Genomic DNA, 13320 nt, shown 5'->3' with positions numbered 1-13320 from the left:
TAGCCTCTTAAGTCTGCATGCAGGCGACGTGCGCCTGGAATTAATGTGCTCCCCGCCTGGGGCGAGAAACAGCTAAAGGGCGGGATTATAGCGTAAACCTGCCGCGGGATGATCCCTGGTGCTGAATCCCGCTTCTGAGGGATCTGTAGCCGCTGCCGCAGGCTGCGATAAGGCCCGAAGGGCCTTCCTGCGATCTCAAGAGCACGACCGCTGCGCGCTCGATCGCAGCCTGCGGCAGCGGCTACAAACGTCAGCCGGCGGTTTTAGGCAGGCGCTGGTCGATGACCTGATACAGCGCGCTGCCTTGCGGCCAATTACGCATGAAACGCGCGCGGTCGCGGGCGTAGGCCGGGGCGAAGCTGCTAAGGCTGTGGTGCTGGCACATGGCGTCCAGGTCGATCAGCGCCCAGCGATCCTCTTGCCAGAACAGGTTGTGCCCCTTGAAGTCGCCATGGCTGATGCGCTCGCGGATCAACTCGGCAAACAGCCGGTCCAGCGCCTGCAACTCCGCCTCCGGAGCCGCGCCACTGTCGATATAGGGCGCGAAGCGCTCGATGATGTCCGGCCCGGCCAGGTATTCGGTCACCAGGTAGGCCCGGCTGCGCAGCCAGAGGAAACGCTTCTCCAGCAAGGCCAGAGGCTTGGGCGTGGCGATGCCGAGGAATGCCAGTCGATTGCCTTCCTGCCACGAATGCCAGGCCCGGCTGGGGCGCCAGAAGCGCTTGAGCCAATGGGCAAAACCCTTGATGTTGTAGCGCTTGACCACCAGGGTGCGGCCCGCCACTTCGACCCGGCCGACGCTGGCGGCGCCACCGGTCTTGTACAGGTGCCCCCGGTCGAGCAGCGCGTCGGCCTGTTCCAGCACCGGCAACATCGCCGCTTCTTCCTCGCGCCGAATCGCCCGCAAGGCGAAAGGTCCACGCTGCACGCTGAACAGGGTGCACTCGCGACCGACCTTGTCGAGAAAATCCTTCAAGCGCCAGCTGCGCACCTTGTCCACCTGCTTCTGCAAGGCTTCCAGCGGCAAGGCATGCTCGGCATTGTTCAACAGGTAATGCACCAGCAGCTCTTCGGTGAAGGGCTCCAGGCTCTTGGGTAGCTGAGCGAAAAATACTCCGAGGTTCTCCAGGACCTTCTGCCGGGACAGCGGTTTGCCCGCCTGCTCCACACAGATCCCGGCGCCGTCGATCAGGTACAGCTTGCCCTGATGGCGCAGCAGGTTGTCCAGATGCAGGTCCTCCTGCCACAGGCCCTTGCTGTGCAATTCGGCGATGGCGGCCAGGGCCTCGGCGAGTACCGCCTGCTGCTCATCGGCCAACGCTGGCAACGATTCCACCTGTTTCCAGCCATCGCCCAGGCTCTCGGAACCTTCCAGGAACTCGAACAGCAACCAGCCGCCCTCGCCTTCCTTCAGGCCGTCAGCCAGCAGCAACGGCGTGGTCATGCCTTGCTCTTCAAGCAAGCGCACACCCTGCAGTTCGCGCTGGAAATGCCGCGCCGCCTTGGCGCCCACCAGCAACTTGGCCAGTACCGGACGCCCGCGCCATACACCGGCGCCGACATATCGCTGCCCTGGCAGCACCCGCAGCAGGCGGAGCAACTGCAGCGTCGCAGGTCCGGCAGCGTCGGCCAGCTCCAGGCTCAACGGCAGGCTTGGCGCACGGCCGGCCTGCTTGAGTTCGGACAGGCGCATCAACGAGTCTCCTTATGGCTGCGGCGTGCACTCAGGCGGTTCAGCCAGGCATCGACCAGCGAGCTGTCCTGCGACTGATCCAGATAGGTCGCGAGCAACGCACGCACATCGCCCTCACCCCAGACCGGGGCGCGACGCAACAGCGGCTCCAGATCCTTGACCCGATCACGCTGGCCGAATAACAGCGGACGAGTCTTTTCCAGGTCGATCAATTGCGCCTGGTAACCGTCGCCGGTGGCCCGCAGAAAAATATGCTTGGGATAAAAACAGCCGTGCACCTGGCGCACCGCGTGCAGCTGGCGCGCCAGCAGGCCGCAGGCCCGCAGGATCGCCGCGTGCTGGTCCGGACTGAGCTGCGCCCACTGTTGCAGCAGCGAGTCCAGGTCGTTCCAGCCATCCAGCGCCCGGGTCAGCAGGATCGCCCGGGTTTCGCCTGCCACCTTGCGCTCGCCAAAGAAGGCCGCCTGCAAAGCCGGAATGCCCAGCTGCTGGTAGCGGCTGATATTGCGAAACTCGCGGGCGAAGCTCGGCTCGCCGAACGGCCGGTGCAGGGTCCGCGTCAGGTAATTGCTCTGGCGCTTGAGGTAGTAGCCGTGGCCTTCCAGGTCGAGGCGATACACGCTGCTCCAGCCCCCACCATCGGTATTGGGCTCGTCCACCGCCTCAAGCTGCTTGGCCCATAACGCGTCGAAGCTGTCGAGGCCGTGGCGCTCCAGCAACGCACGGTCCTGAGCCGCCAGGAAATCGGTCATTCGCGTCCCTCGAAAAATCTCAGCACGTGCCGGATACGGCACTTGTCCGCGGCATTCAGCCGGGTGCGCTGGCGGTACTGCAAATAGAAGCGCAGGCGCTGGGTGGCGGACAAATGATACTTGGCCACCTTGTCCAGGCACGCCAGGTCCTTGGTGATCCGGTACTTGAGCCAGAAACCGCGCCAGAAATCGCCATTGGGGCAATCGATCAGGTACAGCCGGGCATCGTCGTCGATCAGCAGGTTGCGCCACTTCAGGTCGTTATGGGTAAAACGGTGCTCATGCATGATCCGCGTGTAGCACGCCAGCTGCTGGCTGACCCGGTCCACCCAGGCCCGATCGGCCAGCAGCGGATCGTTGCGCTCGGCCAGGACCGACAGGTCTTCGGTGCGTGGCAGCTCGCGGGTGATCATCGCCCCACGATCGTAGGCCAGGCCACGGCGTTCCAGGCCCCAGGCCACCACCTCCGCCGTGGGAATGCCCCACTTGGCGAAACGCTTGAGGTTCTGCCACTCGGACTTGACCCGCGGCTTGCCCAGATAGCGCCGCAGGTTCTTGCCGGCGCCGGTGTAGCGCTTGACGTAATAGTTGATGCCGTTGCGTTCGACACGGATGACCTCCGACAACGGGTCGCGGGTCAGGTGTTCGCCCTTGAGGGCAAAGACCGCATCCAGACTGCCGAAGTCCTGCGCCAGCTCCCGATATCCAGGTTCAAGGTTCCAACCCGCCATCAGAGCGCATCTCCGTACCGCTGCTTGCGTGCGTACAGCTTGTTGGCCTTGCCCTCCAGCCAGCCCAGCAGCGCCGCCTCGTCGCTCAGGATCTGCCGCAACGGCTGCTGGAAATAGCCCTTGAGGAAGCGCAGCTTGTCGCGCCGGGTCAGGCCGATGTCCAGGGCCGAGAAATACAGCGCCGCCAGGTCCTTGTCGCGCCAGCGCCGGGTGATCGCCGGGCGGGTCTGGGCGCGGTGCAGGTCGATCACCGAGAGCTTGAAGTCATCGGGCGTTACCGGCTTGTCGGTGTGCAGCAGGAAATGGCAGATGTAGCAATCGCGATGGTTGACCCCGGCGCGGTGCATCATGCCGGTCATGCGCGCCACTTCGGCGATCAGCGCGCGCTTGAGCCTGGGCTGCGGCGGCTGCTTGACCCAGTCGATGCTGAAGTCTTCGAGGCTGATGGTCGGTGCCAGCTCCTCGGTCACGATGAACGAATGCTGGTTGGCCGGGTTGCTGCCGCGCTCGCCATAGGCCACGGCGGTCATGGTCGGCACACCGGCTTCCTGCAAGCGTTGGATGGCCTGCCATTCCTGGCCCGCACCGAGCACCGGCAGCTTGGCGGTGAGCAGGTTCTTGAAGATCTCGCCCCAACCGATACCGCGGTGAATCTTTACGAAGAACCCTTCGCCGGCCACCTCGGTACGCAAGGTACGGCGGGCTTCGAGTTCACGGTAGACCTGGCCGTCCAGACGCTCGACTTCGGCGAACGCATCGCGTCCGGCCCAAAGGGTCTTGAACGGTTCGGCAAGAATCAACTTCATCAGTGTTGCTCCGCCAGAATCACATCCGCAGCGTGCTGCGGCATGCTATAGAGATCGGCCGTCTCGGCGAACGCCAGGCCGTTACGGCTCCAGGTCGCGCGTGCAGCGTCGTCGGTCAACATGGTGTTCAGGTATTGATTGAGCTGTCCCTGCTCCAATGGCTCATCCAGCACCAGGCCGCTGTCGGCCTCGGCGATGTAGTGGGCATAACCGCAGACCGCGCTGACCAGCACCGGCAAACCAGCCACCAGCGCTTCCAGCAACACAGTGCCGGTGTTTTCGTTGTACGCCGGATGGATCAACAGGTCGGCGCCCAACAGGAAACGCGGGATATCACTGCGCCCCTTGAGGAACTGCACATGCTCGCCCAGGCCCAATGCGGCGCTCTGTAATTGGAATACTTTGGGGTCGTCCTGGCCAATTACAAATAGCCGGGTGCGCTTCTTCAGTTCCGGAGGCAAGGCGGCCACGGCCTTGAGACTGCGATCCACGCCCTTGGTCTTGAACCCGGAACCGATCTGCACCAGCAGCAAGTCATCGTCTTTCAGGGCGAACTCGCGACGGAATTCGGCGCGGATCTCGGCCGCGTTGGCCGCGTTGGCCGGCGCGCGACGGTCCTGGGCGATACCGGGCGGCAGCAAGTGGAAACGCTCCACCGGGGTGTCGTAATGCTTGATGAACAGCGGCTGCTGGACCTCGGAAATCATCAGCACTTCGGTCTTCGCGTCCCGGGCGAACACCGCCCGCTCGTATTCGGCGAAGTGCCGGTAGCGGCCCCAACGGCGGTACAGCGAATGGCGCAGGTTCTGCGCCTTGTCTTCGAAGCAGCCGTCGGCGGCGTAGTACACGTCCAGCCCGGGCATCTTGTTGAAGCCGATCAGGCGGTCCACCGGGCGCTTGGCCAGGTCGGCCTCCATCCAGGCACTGAGTTTCTCGTTACGCCGATGGTTGAAGAACGCCTTGACCGGCGCCACCAGCACCTCGAAGCCCGGCGGCACATCGCCTTCCCAGATCAGCGTATAGACGCGGATCTGGTGCCCGCGCTTCTGGCACTCCAGGGCGATGCGCATGAAGTCCCGTTGCAGGCCGCCGAACGGGAAGTATTTATAAAGGACAAAAGCCAATTGCATCAGCGCAGCTCCTCAGCCAGTAACAACCTGCTCAGCCGGCTGGCGACACGCTCAGGATTCAGACGCGTGAAGCACAACGGCCACTCGCGTTTCAGGTCGAACCGCCGCTGATCTTCAGCCGTCGGTTGATAGGTGCATTTTTTCTGCAGGCACGGCGCACAAGGGAAGTCGCTGGCCAGGTGGATCTGCGCCTTGCCATAGGCACCGGTCAGGCCCGGGTTGGTCGGGCCGAACAGGGAAATGGTCGGCACATCCAGCGCCGCGGCGAGATGGCCAAGCCCGGTGTCCACCGCGACGCAGGCCTGGGCTTGCGCCAGCACCCTGGCGACACCCGCCAGGTTCAGCTTCGGTAGCACCGTGGCGTTGCCCAGGCCCTTGGCAATACGCTCGGCCCGGGCCTTTTCCACCGGGTTGCCCCACGGCAGCTTGACCTCGACGCCCAGCTGGCCCATGCGTTCGGCCAGCTCGCGCCAGTAGGCTTCCGGCCAGTGCTTGGTGTCCCAAGTGGTGCCGTGCAGGAACACCACGAACGGCTTGGGCCGCGGCAGTTCCACCAGCTTCTCGACGTTCAGGCCGTAATCGCCCAGGCCCTGGGGCAAGTCATAACCCAGGGCCACGGCGAACAACTGGCGCACACGCTCCACGGCATGCTGGCCACGGGCGACAGCCAGGCGCCGCGAGTAGAAACGCGCCGCCAGGGGCTCGCGTGCCGACTGTTTGTCCAGGCCGGCCACCGGCGCCTTGACGTAGCGCGTCAACCAGGCGCTTTTCAGCAAGCCCTGGGCGTCGATCACCAGATCGTACCGGGTGGCACGCACGCTCTGCTTGAAGCGCCGCCACTCGCCACTCTTGATGGTTTGCCAGATGTTTTTGCGCCAGCGGCGAATCGCCACCGGGATCACTTTGTCCACAGCCGGGTGCCAGGTCGGGATTTCCGCGAAACCCTCTTCCACCACCCAGTCGAACTTGATCCCGGGGATCGCCCGCGCCGCATCGGTCAGCGCCGGCAGCGCATGGATCACGTCACCCAGGGAGGAGGTCTTGATCAACAGTACCCGCACTTACCGAACCTCGACCGCGGTGCCCTGCAACCGCTGCAAGGCCTGGTCCACCGAGTCGGGCAGTAGCTGGCGCAGGCAGTTGTAATGGCCAAAGCGGCAGGTGCGATCGAAACACGGGCTGCACTCGATGCCCAGGCGCACGACTTCGACCTGATCGGCCAGCGGCGGGGTGAAACCCGGCGACGTCGAGCCGTACACCGCCACCAGCGGGCGATTCAGCGCCGCCGCCACGTGCATCAGCCCGGAGTCGTTGGACACCACGGAATCGGCGCAAGACAGCAGGTCGATGGCCTCGGCCAGGGAGGTACCGCCGCAGAGGTTGACCGACTCTTCGCGCAGCCCCGGAATCAGCCGGGCGCGAATGTCTTCACCGACCACATGATCGTTCTTCGAACCGAACAGCCAGACCTGCCAGCCCTCGCGGATCTTCAGCTCGGCGACCTTGGCGTAATGCTCGGACGGCCAGCGCTTGGCCTCGCCGAACTCGGCTCCCGGACACAGCGCCAGCACCGGGCGGTCCAGGGTCAGGCCGAACTTGGCCAGCGCCGCTTCGCGGCTGGCCGGATCGATCTGCAAGTCGGGACGTGGATACGGCTTGGGCAGCTCGGCGCCCGGCTCGTAAGCCAGCGCCATGAAGCGCTCGATCATCAGCGGATAACGTTCTTTGTCCAGCGTGCGCACGTCGTTGAGCAGGCCGTAGCGGAACTCGCCACGCCAGCCGGTACGCTGCGCGATGCCGGCAAAGAACGGCACCAGCGCCGACTTCAACGAGTTGGGCAGCAGGATGGCCTGGTCGTACTGGCCGGCCAGGGATTTGCCGATGCGCCGGCGGGTCGCCAGTTCCAGCACGCCGTGGCCGAGCGGGAAGCTCAAGGCCCGCCGCACTTGCGGCATGCGCTCCAGGATCGGCCGGCTCCACTCGGGGGCCAGCACGTCGATCTCGCATTGAGGATGGCGTTGTTTCAGGCACTGGAAGAGTGTCTGCGCCATCACCATGTCACCGACCCAACTGGGCCCAACGATCAGAATATTCATGTGGTTTCCAAAAACGAACCGGGGAGGCTTACGCCTCCCCGCCTCGAGAATCCAGCCCTGCGGCATTCACCGCCAGCTCATTGTGGACGAGCCGCAACAGGGCTCGCCGGATACATTTGTGGCAACGCAGCGCACGCTGCCTAGCTTAGCCCCAGCTCACGCCAAATCCGCAATACCTCCCGTCGCTCGCTGGCGAACTGGTCGCCGGCGATGACCCCGGCCTCGTTCTGCAAGGCCTGGCGGTGAGCCGCGGAACGGTAGGCCTTATAGACCTCGCGCAGCAGACTGGCATCGGTCGCGGGCATCAGCCCGGCTTCCTCAAGTCCTTCCAGAATGCGGATATTGTCGGTGTAACGCAGCAATGACGGGTGCTCTTGCGACCACGCCAGGGCCGCGTATTGCACCATAAATTCGATGTCGACGATACCTCCGGCGTCCTGCTTGAGGTCGAACGGCGCCGTGGCCTCGAAGGCATTTGCCGCGGTTCCGGCGGCCGTCGCCTTGGTCCCCAGGTTGTCGCGCATCTTGGCCCGCATCTCGCTGACCTCCTGCTGCAACTTGGGCAGGTCACGGGCACGGCCCAGCACCGCAGCCCGCACTTTCTCGAAGGCCTGGCCGACATCCTGGCTCCCCACCAGTACCCGGGCGCGCACCAGCGCCTGATGCTCCCAGGTCCAGGCTTCGTTCTCCTGATAACGGGCAAAAGCCCCCAGCGAACTCACCAGCAAGCCCGACGCCCCGGACGGCCGCAAACGCATATCCACTTCATACAACTGGCCGGAGTTGGTCTGGGTCGTCAGCAGGTGAATGATCCGCTGGCCCAGCCGGGTGAAGAACTGCGCGCCGTCGATCGGTTTCGGGCCATCGGTTTCCGCCTGCGGATCGCCGTCATGGATGAACACCAGGTCCAGGTCGGAACCATGCCCGAGTTCCAGGCCGCCGACTTTCCCATAACCGACAATAATGAAGCCGGGATCGCACAAGGTGCCATCGGTGCGCTGCGGAGCGCCATATTTGGCCACGGTCTGGCGCCAGGCCAGGGCCAGTACCTGCTCGAGGATCGCCTCGGCCAGCCAGGTCAGGTAATCGCTGACTTTCATCAACGGCAGGCTGCCAGCGATTTCCGAGGCCGCGACCCGCAGGCGGTGGGCCAATTTGAAGTGACGCAGCGCCTCCATCTGCTGTTCCAGATCGTCCTCGGGGATGCGCGTCAGACGCTCGCGCAGCTCGGCGGCCAGCTCCGGCGCCAAGGGCGGCTTGAACAGACGGCCTTCGTTAAGCAACTCATCGAGCAGCAGCGGGAAGCGGGTGATCTGCTCGGCGATCCAGGGGCTGGCGGCACACAGGGTCAGCAGGCGACGCAAGGCCCCGGGATTCTCGGTCAGCAATACCAGATAGGCGGAGCGCCGTGCCACCGCCTCGACCAGCGGCAACACGCGCTCCAGCACCAGGTCCGGATCGGCGTGCTCCACCGCCTGGGCCAAAAGGCGCGGAATAAAGGCATCGAGACGCTCGCGTCCCAAGCGCTGCATGGCCCGCAATTGCGGGCTGCCACGCAGGCCGGCCAGCGCCCTGAGCGCCTTGGGCGCATCATGGAAACCGCCTTCCTGCAACTGTCGGCAGGCGGCTTCTTCGTCCTGGACTTCCTCCCACAGCGGCAGCCATTCCCCACCGACCACCACTTCGCACTCGCGGCCTTCGTCTTCATCCGGGTCGGCGATCACCTGGCGGAAGTGCCACTCCACTCGCCCCCGCCAGTACATCAGGCGTTCATGGAACGCCGCCCAGTCGGCAAACCCCAGCATGAAGGCAATGCGCGCCTGGTCCCGTGGATTATCCGGCAACATCTGCGTCTGCCGGTCGGCGATCGCCTGGATCGCATGCTCGGTGTAGCGCAGGAATTCGTAACCTTCACGCAGCTCGGCGATCACCGCGGGCGGCAGGTAACCCTGCCCTTCCAGGGTAGTCAGCACCTTTAATAGAGGACGCTGCTGCAGGCTCAGGTCGCGCCCGCCGTGGATCAGCTGGAACGCCTGGGCGATGAACTCGACTTCACGAATCCCGCCGGAACCCAGCTTGATATTGTCGGCCATGCCCTTGCGCCGCACTTCCTGCTGGATCAGCTGTTTCATGGTGCGCAGCGCTTCGATCGCCGAGAAATCCAGGTAACGCCGGTAGACGAAAGGCCGCAGCATGTCGAGCAACTGCGCGCCGGCGACCTGGTCGCCCGCCACCACCCGCGCCTTGATCATCGCGTAGCGTTCCCAGTCGCGGCCTTGATCCTGGTAGTACTGCTCCAGCGCATTGAAGCTCAGCACCAGGGCGCCCGCCGAACCGTAGGGTCGCAGGCGCATGTCGACGCGGAACACGAAGCCATCGACGGTCATCGGGTCCAGCGCCTTGATCAGGCGCTGCCCCAGGCGGATGAAAAACTCCTGGTTATCCAGCGCACGCTTCACACCTACGGTTTCCCCGCCTTCGGGGTAGGCGAAAATCAAGTCGATGTCGGATGACAGGTTCAGCTCGACGGCACCCAGCTTGCCCATGCCAAGGATGACCATCTGCTGCGGCTCGCCACTGCGCCGGCCAGTGGGAACACCGAACTGCTCGCAGTGGCGCTGGTACAACCATTGATAGGCCTGGTCGATGCAGGCGTCGGCCATGTCCGACAGATCGCGGCAGGTCTGCAGCAGATCCGCCTGGCGCGTCAGGTCGCGCCAGATGATCCGCACCTGATGGCGATTGCGCTGGCGCCGCAGCACCCGCCCCAACTCGTCTTCACTGGTGGCCTGCTGCGCCGCCGCGGCGATCTGCGCGCACAGCTCGCCCGGGCCGAAGCCGCGGTCGAGTTCACCGCCGCGCACCAGTTCCAGCAACATCAAAGGGTCACGAAGGCTCTGTTCAATGAAAAAGTCGCTGGCGGCGCTCACCCGGGCGAACTCGGCCCAGCGCTCGGAGGTCCAGGCGGCGAGCCCGTGATCGTCGTCCAGGGTCGCCACGGCGCTACGGAACGACTGCTCCGCACGGCTGACAAAAGGCAGGAGAATCGCTGGGAGTTCGGCAAGCGCGGGCAGGCTCATGGGCTATCCTTGATCGGCGTAGAAAGGGACGGTCGGGGCAAATTCTGCAGGCGCGGCCCTTGAAGGACTGTCGAACAAAAGTTAGAAATAGCTGAATTTTTTATTATTTTGGCAGCCGGCATCAAATTCTTACCCATTGGTGTTGGAAATCGACCAACAGTAACGATTATTCTCACAACGCAGCAGGAGGCCACAAGCCAATCTTCTGTAGTTTTACTACTCGTCTATACATCCGAAAGGCTGAAATGGCCGACGATTTGTAGTAAAACTACACGCCGCCGTATCAACCTCCGGCAATCCAAGAATTTTATCGTCTGCCCACAAGGCCAGTCGCAAACTCAGGCAACCGATTCTGGAAGCCTTTCCGCCCTGGAGCAAGCCATGCAAGACCTCGATCCCGTCGAAACCCAGGAATGGCTGGACGCCCTGGAATCGGTTCTCGACAAAGAAGGCGAAGACCGTGCTCACTACCTGATGACCCGTATGGGCGAACTCGCGACCCGCAGCGGTTCGCAACTGCCCTACGCCATCACCACGCCGTACCGCAACACGATTCCCGTCACCCACGAAGCACGCATGCCTGGCGACCTGTTCATGGAACGCCGCATTCGCTCGCTGGTACGTTGGAACGCGTTGGCCATGGTCATGCGTACGAACCTGAAGGATTCTGACCTGGGCGGTCACATCTCCAGCTTCGCCTCCAGTGCGACGCTGTATGACATCGGCTTCAACTACTTCTTCCAGGCACCAACCGAAGAACATGGCGGCGACCTGATCTACTTCCAGGGCCACGCCTCCCCTGGTGTCTACGCTCGCGCGTTCATGGAAGGCCGCATCAGCGAAGACCAGATGAACAACTTCCGCCAGGAAGTGGACGGCAACGGCCTGTCCTCCTACCCGCACCCATGGCTGATGCCTGACTTCTGGCAGTTCCCGACCGTATCCATGGGCCTGGGTCCGATCCAGGCGATCTACCAGGCGCGCTTCATGAAGTACCTGGAAGCCCGCGGCTTCATCCAGCCAGGCAAGCAGAAAGTCTGGTGCTTCATGGGCGACGGCGAGTGCGACGAGCCGGAATCCCTGGGCGCGATCTCCCTGGCCGGCCGCGAGAAGCTGGACAACCTGATCTTCGTCATCAACTGCAACCTGCAGCGCCTCGACGGCCCGGTTCGTGGCAACGGCAAGATCATCCAGGAACTCGAAGGCGTGTTCCGTGGCGCCCAGTGGAATGTGAACAAGGTCATCTGGGGCCGTTTCTGGGACCCACTGCTGGCCAAGGACACCCACGGTATCCTGCAACGCCGCATGGACGAAGTCATCGACGGCGAGTACCAGAACTACAAGGCCAAAGACGGCGCCTTCGTGCGTGAGCACTTCTTCAACACGCCAGAACTCAAGGCGATGGTCGAAGACCTGTCCGACGACGAAATCTGGAAACTCAACCGTGGCGGCCACGACCCGTACAAGGTCTATGCGGCCTACCACGAAGCGGTCAACCACAAAGAGCAACCGACCGTCATCCTGGCCAAGACCATCAAGGGTTATGGCACCGGCGCCGGCGAAGCGAAGAACACCGCGCACAACACCAAGAAAGTCGATGTCGACAGCCTGAAGCTGTTCCGCGACCGCTTCGACATTCCGGTCAAGGACGAAGAAATCGAAAACCTGCCGTTCTTCCGACCGGAAGAAGGCAGCGCCGAAGCCCGCTACCTGAGCGAGCGTCGTGCCGCGTTGGGTGGCTTCGTGCCTCAGCGTCGTGCCAAGAGCTTCAACATCCCGACCCCGCCACTGGATACCCTCAAGGCTATCCTCGACGGTTCGGGCGACCGCGAAATCTCCACCACCATGGCCTTCGTGCGGATCCTCGCGCAACTGGTCAAGGACAAGGAAATCGGCCAGCGCATCGTCCCGATCATCCCGGACGAAGCCCGTACCTTCGGTATGGAAGGCATGTTCCGTCAACTGGGCATCTACTCGTCCGTCGGCCAGCTCTACGAGCCAGTCGATAAAGACCAGGTGATGTTCTACCGCGAGGACAAGAAGGGCCAGATCCTCGAGGAAGGCATCAACGAAGCGGGCGCCATGAGTTCCTTCATCGCGGCCGGGACTTCGTACTCCAGCCACAACCAGCCGATGCTGCCGTTCTACATCTTCTATTCAATGTTCGGCTTCCAGCGTATCGGCGACCTGGCCTGGGCCGCTGGCGACAGCCGTACCCGCGGCTTCCTGATCGGCGGTACCGCCGGCCGCACCACCCTCAACGGCGAAGGCCTGCAGCACGAAGACGGTCACAGCCACATGCTGGCGGGCACCATCCCGAACTGCCGTACCTTCGATCCGACCTATGGCTACGAGCTGGCGGTGATCATCCAGGACGGCATGAAGAAGATGACCGAAGAGCAACAGGACGTCTTCTACTACATCACCGTGATGAACGAGTCCTACCAGCAGCCAGCCATGCCGGCCGGCGCCCCGGAAGGTATCATCAAGGGCATGTACCTGCTCGAGGAAGACACCCGCGAAGCGGCGCACCACGTTCAGCTGATGGGCTCCGGCACCATCCTGCGCGAAGTCCGTGAAGCGGCGAAGATCCTGCGTGAAGAATTCAACGTGGCCGCGGACGTCTGGAGCGTTACCAGCTTCAACGAACTGCGTCGCGATGGCCTGGCAGTCGAGCGCAGCAACCGTCTGCACCCGGGCCAGAAGCCTAAGCTGAGCTATGTCGAAGAGTGCCTGGGCGGCCGCAAGGGTCCGGTCATCGCCTCTACCGACTACATGAAGCTGTTCGCCGAACAGATTCGTCAGTGGGTCCCGTCCAAGGAATTCAAAGTCCTGGGCACCGACGGTTTCGGCCGCAGTGACAGCCGCAAGAAGCTGCGTCACTTCTTCGAAGTCGACCGTCATTTCGTGGTGTTGGCAGCCCTGGAAGCCTTGGCTGACCGTGGTGACATCGAACCTAAGGTCGTGGCCGAGGCCATCACCAAGTTCGGCATCAACCCGGAAAAACGCAACCCACTGGACTGCTGAGGAGA

The 13320-nt window shown here is 63.4% G+C and carries 9 protein-coding genes; 1 reads left to right on the top strand and 8 read right to left on the bottom strand.

What is annotated here, in order from left to right; genetic code table 11:
- Positions 1–250: 250 nt before the first annotated feature.
- From IF690_RS03525 to glnE, 8 genes are all read right to left on the bottom strand, one after another.
- On the bottom strand, positions 251–1693 hold the full coding sequence (locus IF690_RS03525) for a lipopolysaccharide kinase InaA family protein (RefSeq protein ID WP_202698862.1): 1443 nt from the start codon (positions 1691–1693) through the stop codon (positions 251–253).
- Positions 1693–2445, bottom strand: coding sequence for a lipopolysaccharide kinase InaA family protein (locus tag IF690_RS03520; protein ID WP_202698861.1), 753 nt, complete (start codon positions 2443–2445; stop codon positions 1693–1695). The genes IF690_RS03525 and IF690_RS03520 overlap by 1 nt, the downstream gene beginning before the upstream one ends.
- Positions 2442–3176 carry a lipopolysaccharide kinase InaA family protein gene (locus IF690_RS03515; RefSeq protein ID WP_202698860.1) on the bottom strand — a complete coding sequence of 245 codons (735 nt, stop codon included), beginning with the start codon at positions 3174–3176 and terminating at the stop codon, positions 2442–2444. Before IF690_RS03515 ends, IF690_RS03520 begins: the two co-directional genes overlap by 4 nt.
- On the bottom strand, positions 3176–3982 hold the full coding sequence (rfaP, locus tag IF690_RS03510) for a lipopolysaccharide core heptose(I) kinase RfaP (RefSeq protein WP_038582626.1): 807 nt from the start codon (positions 3980–3982) through the stop codon (positions 3176–3178). The genes IF690_RS03515 and rfaP overlap by 1 nt, the downstream gene beginning before the upstream one ends.
- Entirely contained in the window at positions 3982–5112 is a 1131-nt protein-coding gene (locus IF690_RS03505; protein ID WP_202698859.1) for a glycosyltransferase family 4 protein, read from the bottom strand. Before IF690_RS03505 ends, rfaP begins: the two co-directional genes overlap by 1 nt.
- A complete protein-coding gene (gene waaC, locus IF690_RS03500; RefSeq protein ID WP_202698858.1) occupies positions 5112–6173 on the bottom strand; it encodes a lipopolysaccharide heptosyltransferase I in 1062 nt (353 codons plus the stop codon). The genes IF690_RS03505 and waaC overlap by 1 nt, the downstream gene beginning before the upstream one ends.
- Positions 6174–7208, bottom strand: a complete 1035-nt coding sequence (gene waaF, locus IF690_RS03495; RefSeq protein WP_009046646.1) for a lipopolysaccharide heptosyltransferase II — start codon at positions 7206–7208, stop codon at positions 6174–6176.
- Between the two features lie 140 nt (positions 7209–7348).
- Positions 7349–10288 (bottom strand): bifunctional [glutamate--ammonia ligase]-adenylyl-L-tyrosine phosphorylase/[glutamate--ammonia-ligase] adenylyltransferase, encoded by a 2940-nt coding sequence (glnE, locus tag IF690_RS03490; protein WP_202698857.1) that lies wholly within the window; start codon positions 10286–10288, stop codon positions 7349–7351.
- A 381-nt stretch (positions 10289–10669) separates the two neighbouring features.
- Between glnE and aceE the strand changes: the two genes are divergently transcribed.
- A complete protein-coding gene (gene aceE / locus IF690_RS03485; RefSeq protein WP_202698856.1) occupies positions 10670–13315 on the top strand; it encodes a pyruvate dehydrogenase (acetyl-transferring), homodimeric type in 2646 nt (881 codons plus the stop codon).
- Positions 13316–13320: the final 5 nt, after the last annotated feature.

It is taken from the genome of Pseudomonas sp. SK3(2021) (genome assembly GCF_016772375.1).
Classification (GTDB): Bacteria; Pseudomonadota; Gammaproteobacteria; order Pseudomonadales; family Pseudomonadaceae; genus Aquipseudomonas; species Aquipseudomonas chlororaphis_I.
Note: the sequence above shows the minus strand (reverse complement) of the source record. Positions and strands in the feature narration are given on the sequence as shown.

Bases quoted from the DNA above. Each gene is read 5' to 3' on its own strand.
- IF690_RS03525 (WP_202698862.1), bottom strand. From the start codon at position 1,693: ATGCGCCTGTCCGAACTCAAGCAGGCCGGCCGTGCGCCAAGCCTGCCG.
- IF690_RS03520 (WP_202698861.1), bottom strand. From the start codon at position 2,445: ATGACCGATTTCCTGGCGGCTCAGGACCGTGCGTTGCTGGAGCGCCAC.
- IF690_RS03515 (WP_202698860.1), bottom strand. From the start codon at position 3,176: ATGGCGGGTTGGAACCTTGAACCTGGATATCGGGAGCTGGCGCAGGAC.
- rfaP (WP_038582626.1), bottom strand. From the start codon at position 3,982: ATGAAGTTGATTCTTGCCGAACCGTTCAAGACCCTTTGGGCCGGACGC.
- IF690_RS03505 (WP_202698859.1), bottom strand. From the start codon at position 5,112: ATGCAATTGGCTTTTGTCCTTTATAAATACTTCCCGTTCGGCGGCCTG.
- waaF (WP_009046646.1), bottom strand. From the start codon at position 7,208: ATGAATATTCTGATCGTTGGGCCCAGTTGGGTCGGTGACATGGTGATG.
- glnE (WP_202698857.1), bottom strand. From the start codon at position 10,288: ATGAGCCTGCCCGCGCTTGCCGAACTCCCAGCGATTCTCCTGCCTTTT.
- aceE (WP_202698856.1), top strand. From the start codon at position 10,670: ATGCAAGACCTCGATCCCGTCGAAACCCAGGAATGGCTGGACGCCCTG.